The 15,202-nt window shown below is 68.6% G+C and carries 17 protein-coding genes; 14 read left to right on the plus strand and 3 right to left on the minus strand.

Annotation, left to right across the window (positions count from 1 at the left end; all coding sequences use genetic code 11):
• Nucleotide 1 precedes the first annotated feature (1 nt).
• Together ACFWY9_RS08115 and ACFWY9_RS08120 are read left to right on the plus strand one after the other, a co-directional pair.
• Nucleotides 2-400 (plus strand): DUF302 domain-containing protein, encoded by a 399-nt coding sequence (locus ACFWY9_RS08115; RefSeq protein WP_378330554.1) that lies wholly within the window; start codon nucleotides 2-4, stop codon nucleotides 398-400.
• Nucleotides 401-409: 9 nt separating this feature from the next.
• Complete coding sequence (locus ACFWY9_RS08120; RefSeq protein WP_378338475.1) at nucleotides 410-934, plus strand: DUF6228 family protein; 525 nt, start codon at nucleotides 410-412, stop codon at nucleotides 932-934.
• Nucleotides 935-1,203: 269 nt separating this feature from the next.
• On the opposite strand, the gene ACFWY9_RS08125 is transcribed toward ACFWY9_RS08120, so the two are convergent.
• The 3 genes from ACFWY9_RS08125 to ACFWY9_RS08135 all read right to left on the minus strand — a co-directional run bounded on the left by ACFWY9_RS08125 (nucleotide 1,204) and on the right by ACFWY9_RS08135 (nucleotide 4,508).
• Entirely contained in the window at nucleotides 1,204-2,463 is a 1,260-nt protein-coding gene (locus tag ACFWY9_RS08125) for a DUF222 domain-containing protein (RefSeq protein ID WP_378338476.1), read from the minus strand.
• Nucleotides 2,464-2,715: 252 nt separating this feature from the next.
• Nucleotides 2,716-3,567 (minus strand): ABC transporter permease, encoded by an 852-nt coding sequence (locus ACFWY9_RS08130; protein WP_378330557.1) that lies wholly within the window; start codon nucleotides 3,565-3,567, stop codon nucleotides 2,716-2,718.
• Entirely contained in the window at nucleotides 3,564-4,508 is a 945-nt protein-coding gene (locus ACFWY9_RS08135) for an ATP-binding cassette domain-containing protein (protein ID WP_378330558.1), read from the minus strand. The genes ACFWY9_RS08130 and ACFWY9_RS08135 overlap by 4 nt, the downstream gene beginning before the upstream one ends.
• Nucleotides 4,509-4,744: 236 nt before the next feature.
• On the opposite strand from ACFWY9_RS08135, the gene ACFWY9_RS08140 reads away from it, so the two are divergent.
• From ACFWY9_RS08140 to ACFWY9_RS08195, 12 genes are all read left to right on the plus strand, one after another.
• Complete coding sequence (locus ACFWY9_RS08140) at nucleotides 4,745-5,032, plus strand: hypothetical protein (RefSeq protein ID WP_378330559.1); 288 nt, start codon at nucleotides 4,745-4,747, stop codon at nucleotides 5,030-5,032.
• A 262-nt stretch (nucleotides 5,033-5,294) separates the two neighbouring features.
• A complete protein-coding gene (locus ACFWY9_RS08145) occupies nucleotides 5,295-5,882 on the plus strand; it encodes a hypothetical protein (RefSeq protein ID WP_378338477.1) in 588 nt (195 codons plus the stop codon).
• Between the two features lies 1 nt (nucleotide 5,883).
• Nucleotides 5,884-6,687, plus strand: a complete 804-nt coding sequence (locus ACFWY9_RS08150) for an MlaE family ABC transporter permease (protein WP_378338478.1) — start codon at nucleotides 5,884-5,886, stop codon at nucleotides 6,685-6,687.
• Nucleotides 6,688-6,691: 4 nt separating this feature from the next.
• The gene (locus ACFWY9_RS08155; protein ID WP_378330562.1) at nucleotides 6,692-7,531 is read left to right on the plus strand and encodes an MlaE family ABC transporter permease; all 840 of its coding nucleotides are present in this window, start codon (nucleotides 6,692-6,694) and stop codon (nucleotides 7,529-7,531) included.
• Nucleotides 7,528-8,751 carry an MCE family protein gene (locus ACFWY9_RS08160; protein WP_378338479.1) on the plus strand — a complete coding sequence of 408 codons (1,224 nt, stop codon included), beginning with the start codon at nucleotides 7,528-7,530 and terminating at the stop codon, nucleotides 8,749-8,751. Before ACFWY9_RS08155 ends, ACFWY9_RS08160 begins: the two co-directional genes overlap by 4 nt.
• Nucleotides 8,748-9,764, plus strand: coding sequence for an MCE family protein (locus ACFWY9_RS08165; RefSeq protein WP_378330564.1), 1,017 nt, complete (start codon nucleotides 8,748-8,750; stop codon nucleotides 9,762-9,764). Before ACFWY9_RS08160 ends, ACFWY9_RS08165 begins: the two co-directional genes overlap by 4 nt.
• Nucleotides 9,761-10,771 (plus strand): MCE family protein, encoded by a 1,011-nt coding sequence (locus ACFWY9_RS08170; protein ID WP_378330565.1) that lies wholly within the window; start codon nucleotides 9,761-9,763, stop codon nucleotides 10,769-10,771. Before ACFWY9_RS08165 ends, ACFWY9_RS08170 begins: the two co-directional genes overlap by 4 nt.
• Nucleotides 10,771-11,775 carry an MCE family protein gene (locus tag ACFWY9_RS08175; protein ID WP_378338480.1) on the plus strand — a complete coding sequence of 335 codons (1,005 nt, stop codon included), beginning with the start codon at nucleotides 10,771-10,773 and terminating at the stop codon, nucleotides 11,773-11,775. The genes ACFWY9_RS08170 and ACFWY9_RS08175 overlap by 1 nt, the downstream gene beginning before the upstream one ends.
• Before the next feature lie 76 nt (nucleotides 11,776-11,851).
• A complete protein-coding gene (locus ACFWY9_RS08180; RefSeq protein ID WP_378338481.1) occupies nucleotides 11,852-12,835 on the plus strand; it encodes an MCE family protein in 984 nt (327 codons plus the stop codon).
• Nucleotides 12,835-13,941 carry an MCE family protein gene (locus ACFWY9_RS08185; RefSeq protein ID WP_378338482.1) on the plus strand — a complete coding sequence of 369 codons (1,107 nt, stop codon included), beginning with the start codon at nucleotides 12,835-12,837 and terminating at the stop codon, nucleotides 13,939-13,941. Before ACFWY9_RS08180 ends, ACFWY9_RS08185 begins: the two co-directional genes overlap by 1 nt.
• A 14-nt stretch (nucleotides 13,942-13,955) precedes the next feature.
• On the plus strand, nucleotides 13,956-14,471 hold the full coding sequence (locus ACFWY9_RS08190) for a hypothetical protein (RefSeq protein WP_378330569.1): 516 nt from the start codon (nucleotides 13,956-13,958) through the stop codon (nucleotides 14,469-14,471).
• A 14-nt stretch (nucleotides 14,472-14,485) separates the two neighbouring features.
• Entirely contained in the window at nucleotides 14,486-15,202 is a 717-nt protein-coding gene (locus ACFWY9_RS08195) for a hypothetical protein (RefSeq protein ID WP_378338483.1), read from the plus strand.

Below are 15,202 nucleotides of genomic sequence, written 5' to 3' on the forward strand. Positions count from 1 at the left end.
CATGGGCGACGCCGGTCTGGTCACCGTCGCGTGCGAACGCTCGGTCCGCGAGACGATCGACCGGCTCGCCGAGGCCGTCATCGCCGCCGGGCTCATGGTGTTCGCCAGGATCGACCACGCGGGCAACGCCGCGCAGGCCGGACTTTCCCTGCGCCCGACCGAATTGCTGATCTTCGGGCACCCGAGGGGCGGGACGCCGCTGATGGCCGACCGGCAGACCGCGGGCATCGACCTCCCGGCGAAGGCGCTGGCCTGGGAGGATGCCGACGGCCGGGTGTGGCTGACCTACACCGAAGCCGCCTGGCTGGCCGAACGGCACGGTCTCGGGCCGGAAAGCCGGGCCGCCGTCGGGGCCATCGATCTCGGGCTCGCGACGGTGATCGGGCACGCCGCACAGTAGATTCAGGGGATGACCACGAAATGCCCGCACGAGTGGCTTCGGCCCGAGACGGAACTGGCCTGTCTCGACGACGCCGAGGTCGTGGTCCGCTGCGAGCAGGACCCGGCGGTGTCGGTGTCTTTCGGGGACCGCCACGCCGCGGTGCATCCGCTGGACCGTCGCATGTTCTTCGTCGTCCGGGCGCAGGCGCCGGGGCTGGACGCCCGGTTGGAGAGCGTGACCAACTTCGTGACGGGACGAGGCCTGGCCCGGTTCGTCGACGAACTGGACTTTCGCGGCTGGCAAGGGGAACAGCGGTGGGTCAACGCCGATCGGGACCTGAAGGTCGGCGCCGTCTACGGCGCTCGCGGCCACATCGCGCTGACGTGGACGCTGAAGCCGTGGCGTTCGGTTCACGGTGACTGGGAGGTCGCCGTCACCACCTGGCTGGAGGCCGGTGCGGCCAAGGACGACCTGGCCGCGCGGTTGCACGATTTCCTGACCGCGGACGGCTTTCCGGTCGACTACCACGAGAGTGCCAACGAGTTCCACTGACGGTTACCGGGGGCACTACTGCGGGGCAGGCGGTCACGTTCGGTGGGCGTCTCTCGGTGCCCCGTGCTTGTCGCGAACGACGCTGGGGCGTTGATCGTCCTGAGCGGAGCGTTCGCGGCAAGTGTCGCCGCTACACGAAGCGCCCCTCCATGGCAGCGGCATCCATAAAGGACATAAGTATGTCGTGAAGGGGCCTTTGCGGCGTGCTAAGCGGCGCGATCGAGGTAATTGGCGAGTAGTCACCCGTTACGAGGAATCCCTCCGGAGGCTCAGGTTCTGAGGTGGATGGTGTTGCGTCGGGGTGTGCGGGTGGCGTCGAGCCAGGCGGGTGGCACGAACTCGGGTAGTCCGTCGCTGGTGATGCGGACTTCCCATGGGGAGTGGTGGATTACCTTGTGGTGGACGGAACATAAGAGCACGAGATTGTCCACTTTGGTCTCACCGTGATGTGCCCAGTAGGTCACGTGGTGCGGTGTGCAACGGTAGGCGGGGACATCGCAGCCGGGGAAGGCGCAGCCGCCGTCGCGGCGGATCAAGGCCCGTCGGATCGCTGGGGTGGCCAGGCGCTGGGCCCTGCCGACATCGAGGGGTTCGCCGTGCGTCCCCAGGACCATGGGGATGATCTTGGCGTCGCATGCCAGGCGTCGTGCTTCGGACGCGGTGATCTCGCCGAGCAGATCAAGAGTGGCCTGTCCGATCCCGGTCCGCAGTTCCTTGAGTCCGACCGTCACGACAATGTGGGTGGCTTCTCCGGCCTGCGTGGGCAGGTCGGGGTGTTCGGTCCACATCCGCACCAGCTCGGAGAACGCACACCCGCGTCGTTCCCACTGGGTTCGGGTATCGCGTCCCTCTTCTTCGGTGGCGGGCCGTGGTTTCGCGAGTGGGTCGAGCATGGCTTGCAGGCGTGCGGAGGTCTCGTCGTCCACCCGGGCCTTGATCTGGTGCCCGCCATCCCGGTGCGGGGCGATGGAGAACTCGGGCTGGAATGGTTTCGGCTCCCGGGTCTTCGGCTCCCGACCGTCCGGATCAAGCTGACTCAACAAACGCCGCCCGGCGGCACGGATCTCCCGGGGTCCGGCGGCGCGGGCCAGTTCGGCGAGGATCTTCTCCGCCTGCTCCCGTTGCTCCGCCGGGACTGTCTTGGGGAGTTTGTCGAGGACGCGCAGGATTTCGTCGATCTGGGCGGCGCCGACTATACCTTCGGCGGCGGCCTGTGCGGTCGCGGGCGCCGCAGGTGGCTGTTCACCGCTGGTGAGATCGCGGGTGCCGTTCAACGCGAGCGCCCGTGTCGCGCGTGCTTTCGCTTCCGCGTAGGGGATGTTCAACGTCTCCTGCAACAGACGGACAAGGCTTCCGTACCCGGTGGTATCGCGGATCCCGCGTCGTTCCAGCTCGGCCATCACCTCGCCCTGCACAGCGGCTTCACGCCGCTGCACACACTCGGACTCCAAGAGCCGTGTCAGCAGGCAGCCGACATCGACGCGCCACCACTCGGTGCGCGTTGCGGAGGTGCTGCTGTCGACTGACATACCTCCACGATACGCCGCCTGATCGAACATGTGTGCTATCGATCGGGTGAACCTGCACGGCGCAATTTTCCTTGTTATATAAGGGATCTAGCTATCCCGTGTCCATCTCGCCCAAGATGGACACGGTGAGTGTCGGGACATCGAGGCTGCTTCTTCGCTTCGATTTCTGTCCTTTGTGGATACTAACGTTCGATCATCGGCAGGCTCCGGCTTCGGGAAGCCGCATCTCGTGACGCATGGGGAGCCCTGACGCTAAGGCAGGATCGCACCGCGTGACGAGCGGAACGTGCGCGCCGCGACCCAGCCGCCCGCCACCGCCGCGACCGCCCCGATACCCAGCGCGATCGGGATCGACCAGCCCGAAGGCCTGCCCAGTGCGAGCGCCCGCGTCGCGTCGATGGCGTAGGTGAGCGGGTTGACCGCGGAGATCACGCGCAGCCAGCCGGGCATCGTGTCGAGCGGCATGTAGGCGCTGGAGGAGAACATCAGCGGGAACATGACCACAAAGGACGCCATCTGCAGCGTCTCCGCCTTGCGCAGCCAGGTCGTGATCGCGACGAACACCCAGCTCAGGCACCAGCCGACGACCAGGGTCAGCACCAGCGCCGCGGTGACGCCGAGTATTCCGCCGGTCGGCCGGAAACCGAGCAGGGCCACGCTCGCGACGACGGTCACCAGCAGCTGGACGCCGAGCCGTGCGGAATCGGCGATGGTGCGGGCGACCAGCACGGCCGAAAGGCTGATGGGCAGACAGCGCAGCCGTCCGGTGAAACCACTGTAGATCTCCGCGAGCAGGCCGGCGCCCGAGCTCATCGCCGTGGTCATCGCGATGTTCACCAGGGTGGCCGGGACGAGGAAGTTCACGTAGCCCTGGTAGGCCGCGACGCCGGGGAGCGTGCTGACCCCGCTGAAAACCTGGCTGAACAACAAAAGTAGCACGATCGGCTGCAGGAGCCCGAAGAACACCAGCCGCCGGTCGCCGAACGCGGTCCGCAGCGATCGGGCGGCGAGCACCCGGACCTGGGTGCCGAAACCGCTGTCCGGCCAGGCCGCGGGATTCGTCAGCACGAGACGCGAGGTGGCCCGGTGCCGTGCCTCGGTCATGACGGTACCGCCGGATTCTGGTGCAGGGAAAGGTAGACGTCGTCCAGTGTCGGCTCGGCGACGGTGAGATCCCGCAGCGGCGCACCGGCCGCGTCGAGGGCGCGGACGAGCACCGGCACGTCGGCCGGGCCGGACAGCGCGACGCCGAGCACCAGGCCGGACGCGGCACTGGTGCAGCGCAGGCCCAGTTTGCTCACCGCGGCCAGCGCGCGGCGGGCCGCGAGGTCGGTGCCGAAGGTCAGGGTCGCGGTCCGCTCGCCGAGGCGGGCCTTCAGCTGCGCCGGGCGTCCGGAAATCGTGACGTGGCCCAGGCCCAGGACGACGACGTGATCGGCGAGCCGGTCGGCTTCCTCGAGGTACTGCGTGGTGAGCACGACGGTGGTGCCCCGCGCGGCGAGCCGCTCGACGGTGCTCCACAGCCCGGCGCGGCTGAGTGGGTCGAGCCCGGTGGTCGGCTCGTCCAGGAAGAGGACTTCCGGGTCGCCGACGAGGCCGGCCGCGAGATCGAGACGGCGCCGCATCCCGCCGGAGTACGTCTTCGCCGGGCGGTTCGCCGCGTCCTCCAGACCGAACGCGGCGAGCAGTTCGGCGGAGCGGGCGCGGGCCTGACGCGGGTTCGCACCCAGCAGCCGGGCGACGAGTTCGAGGTTGCCCCGGCCGGACAGGGCGTCGTCCACCGCGGCGAACTGGCCGGTGACCCCGATCCGTTTCCGCACCTGCCGCCCGGCGCGCACGACGTCGAAACCGCACACTCGCGCGCTGCCGCCGCTGGGCCGGGTCCGGGTGCTGAGGATGTCGACGAGCGTGGTCTTCCCGGCGCCGTTGTGGCCGAGGACGGCGAGCACGGTGCCGCGCCCGACCCGCAGGCTGACGTCGGCGAGGGCGGTCACTTCCCCGTACTTCTTGGCGAGGCCGGTCACCTCGATGGCAGCCTGCTCCATCGCCGCTCCCTGGTTCGGTTCGGCCGAAAGTACCCAGCGGTTCGGTGTGTCCGCAATGAATTCCCACGTACTGGCGACCCGCGTGACAATTCCGGGGCGCGATCTCCGTATGCGCATCACAAGAACCGCGACGGGCTCCGGATGACAGTTTCGCCGCACGGGGCACTGACCGGCGTGACAAAAGCTCCGGGGGCGATTGCCGGGGTGTGGTACCGGAGGTACTTTGTTTTCCGGGAGTGACCGATGTGAAGTTCTCGCCGAAGTCGAAAAGACCCTTCCACGCGCTCGCGGTCGTGGTCGCGGCAGCCCTGGGCATCGTCGTGGCAGCGCCGGGTCACGCGGAGTCGCTGACGCTGAAGTGCACCTGCGCGTTCCCGTTGATCGGCGCGCAGACCCTCGTGGTGAAGATCGGCACCGGCCTGCCCGACGACGACGCGGTGGCGGGGAAGACAGCCGGTCCGATCACGTTCGAGGTGGACGTCGCCGGTCCTGCGGACTCGGCTGCCGGTGGCAGGCCGACGTAGAAGTGAGTCTCCTGCGGCAGTTCGGGAACGCCGAAGGCAGCTGCGTGTGCTCCCGGCGCACTCGTGGCGGCCTTTCCGGCGTCGGAAGCAGCCAAAAGTTGTGATCCAGCACGAGAGGGGAGTACTCCCGAACAGTCAGTCGGATAACAAGAAAAACCCTTTCTTCGGCGAAGTTTCGGTATTCCTTGTTTCCGTGCTGGCCCGCCAGTACCGTGCTGTCCAGTGGCCGATCGGCCGGGGAATTCGAAGTGAGGAAGCCCGAATGTCAGCGTTGATAGGGCGCGTTTCGCGCGCTTTCCTGTTCCCGGCGGTGCTGGGGCTGATCACGCTGTCGCTGGCTTCCGCGTCCTCCGCCGATCCCGCGCCCGGCCCGGCGCCCGCGGCGCAGCAGACGCCCGCCCCTTCCGAGTTCCGTATGCAGTTCGGCTTCTCCGTGGGGGACGAGCAGCAGCCGACCACAAGCCACGTCGCGAAGCTGGGTTCCGATATCGTCTTTCCGCAGGGCCGGTTCGACGGCGCGATTCTCGGTTCGTCCGGCCGGGCGCCGATCACCGGCAAGCTGTCGAACGTCAAGGTGGACGGCAGGGTCCTCGACGTCGGCCCGAACTGCCGTACCGCGCAGCCCGCGTCCGTGACGATCAAGTCGCTCCTGCCGTTGCAGGCGAACAACCCGCCACCGGTCAAGGTCACCACGACCTTCGCGACACCGCCGTTCGCGGGCTGTGGCGTCCGTGAGGACCTCAGCCCGTTGCTCACCGGCCTCGTCGCGGGGCCCGGCAACACCCTGGTGACGAACCTCAAGCTGCGCTGTATCGGCTCCGGCGCTCCTCCCAGCGGATGCGGGAGCTGAGATGACGAGCCCAGTCACCCTGCTCGCCCGCGCACCGGAAAAGGCCGCGAACGCGCTCCGCGAATTCGGCCGGATGTGCGCGATGGGCCTCGACGTCATCCTCGCGATGTTCCGGCGCCCGGTGCAGATCCGCGAGTTCATCCAGCAGTTCTGGTTCATCGCCAGCGTCTCGATCACGCCGGCGATCCTGGTCTCGATCCCGTTCGGCGCGGTCCTTTCGCTCCAGCTCGGCTCGCTGACCAGCCAGATCGGCGCCCAGCAGTTCAACGGCGCGGCCAGCGTGCTCGCCGTCGTGCAGCAGGCGAGCCCGATCGTGACGACGCTGATCATCTCCGGCGCGGGCGGCAGCGCGATCTGCGCCGATCTCGGCGCCCGCACCATCCGCGAGGAGATCGACGCGATGGAGGTGCTCGGCGTCTCGCCGATCCACCGCCTCATCGTGCCGAGGGTCCAGGCCGCCATCGGGGTTTCGGTGCTGCTCAACGGTTTGGTCAGCGTCGTCGGTGTGCTCGGCGGCTACTTCTTCAACGTCGTGGTGCAGGGCGGGACCCCTGGCGCGTATCTGGCCAGCTTCAACGCGCTGGCCCAGTTGCCCGACCTGGCGGTCAGCACGATCAAGGCGTTCATCTTCGGTTTCCTCGCCGGCGTGGTGGCCTCCTACCGGGGGCTCAACCCGAAGGGCGGGCCGAAGGGGGTCGGCGACGTCGTCAACCAGTCGGTGGTGATCACGTTCCTGCTGCTGTTCTTCGTCAACACCATCCTTACCGCGCTGTACCTGCAGCTCGTCCCGGCGAAGGGAACCTGAATCCGTGACCAGCGTTCCCGAACGCGCCCGAGACGCGCTCAAACGTCCCGGCAACAGCCTCTACGAGCTCGGCGACCAGCTGCTGTTCTACGTCCGCGCGCTCGCCGCCACCCCGATGGCGGTGACCCGCTACTTCCGTGAGGTGGTGCGGCTGCTGGCCGAGGTCACCTTCGGCAGCGGCGCGCTCGCGGTCATCGGCGGCACCGTCGGCGTGATGGTCGGCCTGTGCGTGTTCACCGGGATCACGGTGGGCCTGCAGGGGTTCAGCGCGCTGAACCAGATCAACATCTCCGCGATGACCGGCTTCCTGACCGCGTACTTCAACACCAGGGAGATCGCACCGCTGTCGGCGGGGCTCGCGCTGTCCGCGACGGTCGGGGCCGGGTTCACCGCGCAGCTGGGCGCGATGCGGATCTCCGAGGAGATCGACGCGCTCGAGGTGATGGCGGTGCGCAGCATGCCGTACCTGGTCACCACCCGGATCGTCGCGGGGTTCATCGCGATCATCCCGCTGTACGTCATCGGCCTGCTGATCTCCTACCTCGGTTCGCGGGTGACCACGGTCGTGTTCTTCGGCCAGTCCGGCGGCACCTACGACCACTACTTCACGCTGTTCCTGCCCCCGGGTGACGTCCTGTGGTCGTTCGGGAAGGTGCTGGTGTTCAGCGTCGGCGTCATCCTCACGCACTGCTTCTACGGCTACCGCGCCTCCGGTGGTCCCGCCGGGGTCGGCGTCGCGGTCGGCCGCGCGGTGCGGACGTCGATCGTGCTCATCAGCGTGCTGGACCTGTTCCTCAGCCTGGCGATCTGGGGTTCCACCACGACGGTGAAGGTGTCCGGATGAGCAGGCGGTTCCGGACCCAGACCGCCGGGGTGGCCTTCCTCGTCATCCTGGTGCTGCTCGGCTGGTTCGCGGTCGCGGTCTACAACAAGGACTTCGAGCGCGTCGAGCTGGTCACGCTCAAGACCGACCGGGTCGGCAACCAGCTGGCCCCGCCCGCGGAGGTGAAGGTCAAGGGCGTGCCGTTCGGCGAGGTGCGGGCGGTGCGCAGCAGCGCGGCCGGAGCCGAGATCGACCTCGCGATCGACCCCGCGAAGATCGATCAGCTGCCGCGGAACGTTTCCGCGCGGCTGCTGCCGAAGACGGTGTTCGGCGAGCGGTACGTCAACCTCGTGCTGCCGGACCAGCCCACGGGCGGCCCGCTGCGGTCCGGTGACGTCATCGTCCAGGACCATTCCGCCAACGCGATCGAGCTGGAGCGGGTGCTCGGCGACCTGCTGCCACTGCTGCGCGCGGTGCAGCCGCAGAAGCTCAACAGCTCGCTCGGAGCGATCTCGCAGGCGCTGGACAACCGCGGGAAACCGTTGGGGGACAGCATAGTCCAGCTGGGCGATCTGCTGGGGAAGGTGAATCCGCTGATGCCGCAGTTCAAGGCCGACGTCACCGGCCTCGCCGACGCCGCGGACCTCTACACCGGCGCGGCGCCGGACATCCTGCAAGCGCTGTCCGACCTTTCCACCACCGCAAAGACCATTGTGGACACTCGCGCCGACCTCGACGCGCTGTACACGAGCGTCACCACCGCTTCCGGCGACCTGAACGGGTTCCTGGTGAAGAACAAGGACAACATCATCGGGGTCAGCGTCAAGAGCAGGCCGACGCTGGAGCTGCTTTCGCGGTATTCCCCGGAGTTCCCGTGCATGTTCGACGCGGTGAACCGGCTGAAACCGGTGATGGAGAAGGCATTGGGGAAGGGCACGAACGAACCGGGCCTGCACGTGAAGCTGTCGGTCCACGACCCCAGGGACAAATACGTGCCCGGCCGGGACAACCCGGTCTACAACCAGAAGGGTGGCCCGCGCTGTTATGGCGGAGGCGGCACCTCGGCCGCGCCCGCCTTCGCCACCGACGGTGATCTCGGCCCGGCGAACTCGGCGGGCGAGCGGGGCCTGGTCGCCGAGATCCTGGCGCCGTCGCTCGGGATGCGGCCCGGGGACGTGCCGGACTGGAGCAGCGTCCTGGCCGGGCCCGCGTTGCGGGGCACGGAGGTGACCGTCCAATGAGGAATGTCGTGGGCCCGGCCATCAAGGGCCTGATCTTCTTCGTGATCACCGCGGTCGCCACCGGGATCCTGGCGATCACCATCGCGAACTCCGGGGTGGGCACGACGATCGGCTACACCGCGAGGTTCACCGACGCGACGTCGGTCAACCCCGGGGACGAGGTCCGCATGTCGGGCGTGCGCATCGGCCAGGTCGACTCGGTGTCGGTGGTGGAGCACCGGCTGGCGGACGTCAAGTTCTCGGTGGACGTGAAGCACCGGCTCTGGTCGGCGGCGTCGGTCACCATCCGCTACCGCAACCTCGTCGGGCAGCGGTACCTGGCGGTGGACCCCGGGGGAACCGACGCCTCGACCACCTTGCCCGAGGACGCGCTGATCCCGCCCGAGCGCACCCATCCCGCGCTGGACCTCACCGCGTTGTTCAACGGGTTCAAACCGCTGTTCCAGGCGCTTTCGCCGAACGACGTCAACCAGCTGTCGTTCGAGATCGTCCAGGTCCTGCAGGGCGAGGGCGCCACGATCGACAGCCTGCTCAAGCACACCGCCTCGCTGACCTCCACGCTGGCGGGCAAGGACGAGGTGATCGGCAAGGTGATCGGGAACCTCAACACCGTGCTCGACACCCTCAACTCCCAGGGCGACCAGTTCGACAAGCTCGTCGACACGACGGCGCAGCTGGTGACCGGCCTCGCCGGGGACGCGAAGCCGATCGGGCAGGCCATCGGCGGTCTCGGCGAGCTGAGCACCGCGACCGCGAACCTCCTGCAAGAGGGTCGCCAGCCGCTCAAGGACAGCATCACCACCCTGGGCGACCTGTCGAAGAACCTCGCCGACAACACCCCGGTGTTCGAGCAGTTCATCGCGAACCTGCCGAAGAAGCTCGACCGTATCGGCACGCTGGTGTCCTACGGCTCGTGGTTCAACTTCTACCTGTGCTCGGTGCGCTCCGACGCGGCGCCCGCGCCGGGCGGCCCGCCCGTCGGGATCCCGGTCACACAGGGGAGGTGCCGATGAAAGCGCCTCGTATCAAGCCTTTCCGCGCGCGCAACCCGATCGCGGTCGGCGCCGTGACGGCGTTGCTGATGGCGATCCTCGGCTCGGCGACGTTCTTTTCCGACGACCTGCCGTTCGTCGGCGGCGGGACGACGTATGCGGCGGAGTTCCACGAGGCCGCCGGGCTCAAGAGCAACGACGAGGTCCGCGTGGCCGGGGTGAAGGTCGGCGAGGTAACCGACGTCCAGCTGGCCGGGGACCACGTCAAGGTGCTCTTCCGGGTCAAGGACACCTGGATCGGCAACCGGACCACTGCCTCGATCAAGATCAAGACGTTGCTGGGACAGAAGAATCTCGTGCTCGACCCGGTCGGCAACGCCGAGCTCGACCCCGACCAGCCGATCCCGGCAGAGCGCACGTCGGCGCCGTATGACGTCACCGCGGTGTTCAACGACCTCGCCAGCACCGTCGGCGCGATCGACACGAACCAGCTCGCCGAGGCGTTCCGGACGTTGTCGAGCACGCTCGGCGCATCGGCACCCCAGGACGTGCGGACGGCCTTCGACGGCATCACCGCGTTGTCCAAGACCCTCGCGTCGCGCGACGACGAACTGGTGAAGCTGTTCGCCAATACGAACAAGGTGTCCAAGACCCTCGGCGAACGCTCGCAGCAGATCGAGTCGCTCATCCGCAACGGGAACACCCTGCTCACCGAGCTGAACGCGCGCAAGGACGCCATCGCGAAGCTGTTCAGCGGGGTGAAGAACCTGGCGGTGCAGCTCAAGGGGCTGGTGGCGGACAACCAGAAGACGCTCGGGCCCGCGCTGGACCAGCTCGACCGCGTCGCGACCGTGTTGCAGCGCAACCAGGACAAGCTCAACGACAGCCTGCGGCTGGCCGGGCCGTTCTACCGGCTGCTGGGCAACGCGGTCGGCAACGGGCGCTGGATCGACACCTACATCTGCGGGCTCGTCCCGACCGGCGCCACACCGGGCAGCTGCATGCCGTCGAGGAACGGGGGACGCTGATGGCCCGCCATCTCATGCTCGTCGATCTCGGCGCGCGGGACCGCCGCCGAGCCTGGCTGCGGCGGCTCGCCGTCGTCGTCGTGGCCGGGCTGCTGGTCACCGCGGTGTGGCCGCTGGTGACGAAACCCGCCGACCGGACGCTGATCGCGTCCTTCACCGCGGCGGTCGGCATCTACCCGAACTCCGACGTCCGGGTGCTCGGCGTCGCGGTCGGCTCGGTGACCAAGGTCGAGCCGAAGGGCACCGACGTCGAGGTGACCATGACGCTGCGTCCCGACGTGAAGCTGCCCGCCGATGTCGGCGCCGTCGTGATCACGCCGAGCCTCGTCGCCGACCGGTACGTGCAGCTGACGCCGGTGTACACGAATGGGCCGGAACTGGGCGAGGGCGGCCGGATCCCGCCCGCGCGCACGGCCACGCCGGTGGAGGTCGACCAGCTCCTGGGCAGCCTCCACCAGCTGATGACCGCGCTCGGGCCGCAGGGGGCCAACAAGGACGGCGCGGTGAGCGACGTGCTGACCAACGCCGCGAAGTACATGGACGGCAACGGCAAGCCGCTGGGGCAGGCGATCAAGAACCTCGGCGAGTTCGCCCGCACGGCGAGCGATTCCAAGGACGACCTGTTCAACTCCGTCGACAACATCAGCAAGTTCACCGCCATGCTCGCCGCGAACGACGGCCAGGTGAAACAGGCGATCCAGCAGGTCGCTTCGCTCAGCAAGATCCTCGCCGACCAGCGGGACCAGTTCTCCGGAGCGCTCAACGAGCTGACCCAGGCGCTGGGCGTGGTGCAGGGCTTCATCAAGGACAACCGCGGCAAGGTCAAGTCCGATGTGGACAAACTGGCCGAGATCACCAAGGTGCTCACCCAGCAGAAGGCGTCGCTGGGCGAAGCGCTCGACACCGCGCCGAACGCGCTGACGAACCTGCTCGGCGCGTACAACCAGGCGGACGGGACCATCGACGGCCGCGGGAACCTGACCGAGTTCTCGGGGGCGAAATGAGCGACGCTTGCGAGCGAATCATGGATGTCATGCGCCGAAAAGGATTCGACACTGTCTCGCGGAGCGAGGCGATCGCATGAAACGTCCATTGAAGGTCGCCGCCGTGCTGGTGGTCGCGCTGGCCGCGACGGGCTGCAGCGGCGGGGTCGACGTCTACGACATCCCGCTGCCCGGCGGCGCCACGCTCGGCGAACACCCGATCCACGTCACGGCCAGTTTCACCAACGTGCTGGACCTGGTGCCGCAGTCCGGGGTCAAGGTCAACGACGTCCCGGTCGGCCAGGTGCGGACGGTCGAGCTGGCACCGGACGGCCGCAGCGCGGTGGTGGGCCTGCTGCTCAACGGCGACGTGCGGTTGCCCGCCAACGCGGTCGCGCGGCTGCGGCAGGCGAGCATCCTCGGCGAGAAGTTCGTCGAACTCGCCGCGCCGGGTGACGCCAGCCCGCACGGGCGGCTGGTCGACGGCGCGGTCATCCCGCTCGACCGCTCGTCGCTGACCCCGGAGATCGAAGAGGTCTTCGGCGCGCTTTCGTTGCTGCTCAACGGCGGTGGTGTCGCCCAGGTCCAGAACATCAGCCATCAGCTCAACGACGCGCTCGGCGGCAAGGAGACCGCCGCGCGCAGCCTGCTGTCCAGTTTGGACACCTTCGTGCGTGGCCTCGACGAGCACAAGTCCGAGATCACCCGCGCGATCGAGAGCGTCAACAAACTCGCCGGGACGTTGAACGCGAACACCGACAAGATCAAGACGACGCTCAACGGGCTGACGCCGGGCATCGACGTGCTCAACCAGCAACGCCAGGCGCTGGTCGGGATGCTGAAGTCGTTGGACGGCCTCACCTCGGTCGCGGTCGACACCGTCAACCGCAGCAAGAACGACCTCGTCGCCGACCTCAAGGCGCTCGAGCCGATGCTGCGGCGGCTGGCCGACTCCGGCGACAAGCTGCCGAAGGCGATGGAGATGATCTTCACCTACCCGTTCCCCGACGCCGCGCTCGACGCCATCCGCGGCGATTACCTGAACGGGTTCCTCGACTTCAAGGCACAGGGTGGCCGCTGATGCTGACCAAGCTCGTCCGGGCGCAGGTGGTGGTGTTCGTGGTCATCGCCGTGCTCGGTATCGCCTACGTCGGGGCGACCTACGCCGGGCTCGACAAGCTGGTGCTCGACCGCGGCTACACCGTCAAGGCGCGGTTCACCAGTGGTGGCGGGATCTTCACCAACGCCGAGGTCACCTACCGCGGCGTGCCGATCGGGCGCGTCGGCGACCTGCGGCTGATCGCCTCCGGGATGGAGGTGGACCTGAACATCGACCCGGGCACCCCGCAGGTCCCCGCCGACACCGAGGCGGTGGTCGCGGACCGGTCCGCCGTCGGCGAGCAGTACGTCGACCTGCGCCCGCGCCGCGGCAACGGCCTGATGCTGCACGACGGATCGGTGATCACCCAGGACGACACGAAGATCCCGCTGCCGGTGGACGTCGTGCTGTCCAGTGTGGACTCCTTCGCCGCGTCGGTGCCGAAGCCGGCGCTGCGCACCGTGGTGGACGAGCTGTACAACGCGACCTCGGACGCCGGTCCGGCGCTGGATCAGCTCGTGGGCCGGGGCATCGAGTTCGTCAAGGCGGCGAGTGCGCACGTCGCACCGTTGACGACGTTCGTCACCGACGCGCACACGGTGCTCGACACCCAGATCCAGCAGGCGGAGGCGATCCGGAGCTTCGGTACGAACGCGAAGCTGCTCGCCGAGACGCTCAAGAACTCCGACAGTGACCTGCGGAAGCTCATCCCGGCGGTGCCGTCGGCGGCGAACGAGGTCAGCACGCTCCTGCGGGAGGCCGGGCCGAATCTCGGTGTCCTGCTGGCGAATCTGCTGAGCACCGCGGATGTGCTGGAGTCCCGGCAGAACGGCATCGAGCAACTGCTCGTCACCGCGCCCAAGGCCGTGGCCGCCGGCAACGCGATCGTCGGGCCCGACGGCGCGCACATCGGCCTTTCGCTGACGTTCTTCGACCCGCCGCCGTGCGTCACCGGCTACGGCACCGGCTACCGCGACGGGCTCGACACGTCGGCGCGGCCGCTCAACACCGCTGCACGATGCGCCCTGCCCAAGGGTGATCCGACGAACGTGCGCGGCTCGCAGAACGCGCCGGTCGGCGGCCGGTGAAGGGAGTGAAGGCGATGACACGGATCGTACGCTGGCTCGCGCCAGGGGCCGCGGTGCTCGCGACGCTGCTGGCCGCGTGGTTCGGTTACGCCTGGTGGCACGCCGGGCACGACGACGGTGTCGCGCGGGCGAACGTGCGCGAGGACGCGCTGGCCGCGGGCAGGCAGGCGGTGGCCGCACTGACCACTTTGGACTACCGGCAGGCCGCGCAGGGCTACCAGCACTGGCTGGACCTCTCCGGTGGCGCGCTGCACGACGAACTGGCCCAGGACAGACAGGGCAGTCTCGACCGGATCGCCCAGGCGAAGACCGTGACCACCGGCCGGGTGGCCGACGCCGCGGTGACCGAAGTGGACAGTGGCGCCGGCACCGCCAAGGTGATCGCCTCGGTCGAACTGCAGGTGCGGCCCGACGGCGGCGACGCCGTGACCAAGCACAACCGGTTCCAGGCCGAACTGAACCGAACCCCGGACGGCTGGCGGGTCACCGCGCTCGGCCAGGTCCCGGTGTCTGACGTCGGCAAGTCGTGACGCGGAGGACGGGAATGCACACGAAACGAGCCGTGAAGCCGGGCAGGCGCGCGGTGAAGGTGGCGGGGAGTGCCCGCCGGACACTCGCGCACGCCGGACCGGAACCCGAGGACGCGCCGGATACGGAACGCGAGGGTGTTCCCGACGATGCCGTGTCCGAGGCGGAACCCCTCGCCGAGGCGGAGTCGGCCGCTGAACCGGAATCGGCGCCCGACTCGGTGCCAGAACCTGTCCGGCGTCGGCGATGGCCGCTCGTGTGCGGGGCGGTGGCGGTGGTCATGGCCGCGCTCGCGGGCTGGTTCGCGATCGAGGCGCGGGACGCCACGGCGGTGGTCTCCCACAACACCGCGCTGGCCGACGTCGCCGCTACCGCCGAGGTGAACGACCAGGTCGGCAAGGCACTGGCCACGATCTTCTCGTATCGCTACGACGATCCCGGCAAGAGCGAGCAGGCCGCGAAGGAGGTGCTGACCGGGCCCGCGCTGGCGCAGTACGACCAGCTGTTCGCCCAGGTCCGCAAGCTCGCCGCCGAGCAGAAGCTGGTGGTCACCTCTGCGGCGGTGACCTCCGGGGTGAAGCTGCTCGACGGGGATCGCGCCTCGCTGCTGGTATTCCTCGACCAGACCGGTGTCCGCGGGGACGGTCAGCGCAGTACCGGTGCCGCGCAGCTGAGCGTCACCGCGGAGCGGAGCGGAGGCCGGTGGCGGGTCACCGCGCTGGCCGCGGCATGA

Origin of the sequence: Amycolatopsis sp. NPDC059027 (assembly GCF_042739735.1) — a bacterium.
In the GTDB taxonomy this organism is placed as follows: Bacteria; Actinomycetota; Actinomycetes; order Mycobacteriales; family Pseudonocardiaceae; genus Amycolatopsis.

Excerpts from the sequence above, each read along its gene's own strand:
- ACFWY9_RS08185 (WP_378338482.1), top strand. The coding sequence starts at position 12,835 with ATGCTGACCAAGCTCGTCCGGGCGCAGGTGGTGGTGTTCGTGGTCATC.
- ACFWY9_RS08115 (WP_378330554.1), top strand. The coding sequence starts at position 2 with ATGGGCGACGCCGGTCTGGTCACCGTCGCGTGCGAACGCTCGGTCCGC.
- ACFWY9_RS08165 (WP_378330564.1), top strand. The coding sequence starts at position 8,748 with ATGAGGAATGTCGTGGGCCCGGCCATCAAGGGCCTGATCTTCTTCGTG.
- ACFWY9_RS08160 (WP_378338479.1), top strand. The coding sequence starts at position 7,528 with ATGAGCAGGCGGTTCCGGACCCAGACCGCCGGGGTGGCCTTCCTCGTC.
- ACFWY9_RS08170 (WP_378330565.1), top strand. The coding sequence starts at position 9,761 with ATGAAAGCGCCTCGTATCAAGCCTTTCCGCGCGCGCAACCCGATCGCG.
- ACFWY9_RS08145 (WP_378338477.1), top strand. The coding sequence starts at position 5,295 with ATGTCAGCGTTGATAGGGCGCGTTTCGCGCGCTTTCCTGTTCCCGGCG.
- ACFWY9_RS08150 (WP_378338478.1), top strand. The coding sequence starts at position 5,884 with ATGACGAGCCCAGTCACCCTGCTCGCCCGCGCACCGGAAAAGGCCGCG.
- ACFWY9_RS08175 (WP_378338480.1), top strand. The coding sequence starts at position 10,771 with ATGGCCCGCCATCTCATGCTCGTCGATCTCGGCGCGCGGGACCGCCGC.
- ACFWY9_RS08125 (WP_378338476.1), bottom strand. The coding sequence starts at position 2,463 with ATGTCAGTCGACAGCAGCACCTCCGCAACGCGCACCGAGTGGTGGCGC.
- ACFWY9_RS08180 (WP_378338481.1), top strand. The coding sequence starts at position 11,852 with ATGAAACGTCCATTGAAGGTCGCCGCCGTGCTGGTGGTCGCGCTGGCC.
- ACFWY9_RS08120 (WP_378338475.1), top strand. The coding sequence starts at position 410 with ATGACCACGAAATGCCCGCACGAGTGGCTTCGGCCCGAGACGGAACTG.
- ACFWY9_RS08195 (WP_378338483.1), top strand. The coding sequence starts at position 14,486 with ATGCACACGAAACGAGCCGTGAAGCCGGGCAGGCGCGCGGTGAAGGTG.
- ACFWY9_RS08190 (WP_378330569.1), top strand. The coding sequence starts at position 13,956 with ATGACACGGATCGTACGCTGGCTCGCGCCAGGGGCCGCGGTGCTCGCG.
- ACFWY9_RS08130 (WP_378330557.1), bottom strand. The coding sequence starts at position 3,567 with ATGACCGAGGCACGGCACCGGGCCACCTCGCGTCTCGTGCTGACGAAT.
- ACFWY9_RS08135 (WP_378330558.1), bottom strand. The coding sequence starts at position 4,508 with ATGGAGCAGGCTGCCATCGAGGTGACCGGCCTCGCCAAGAAGTACGGG.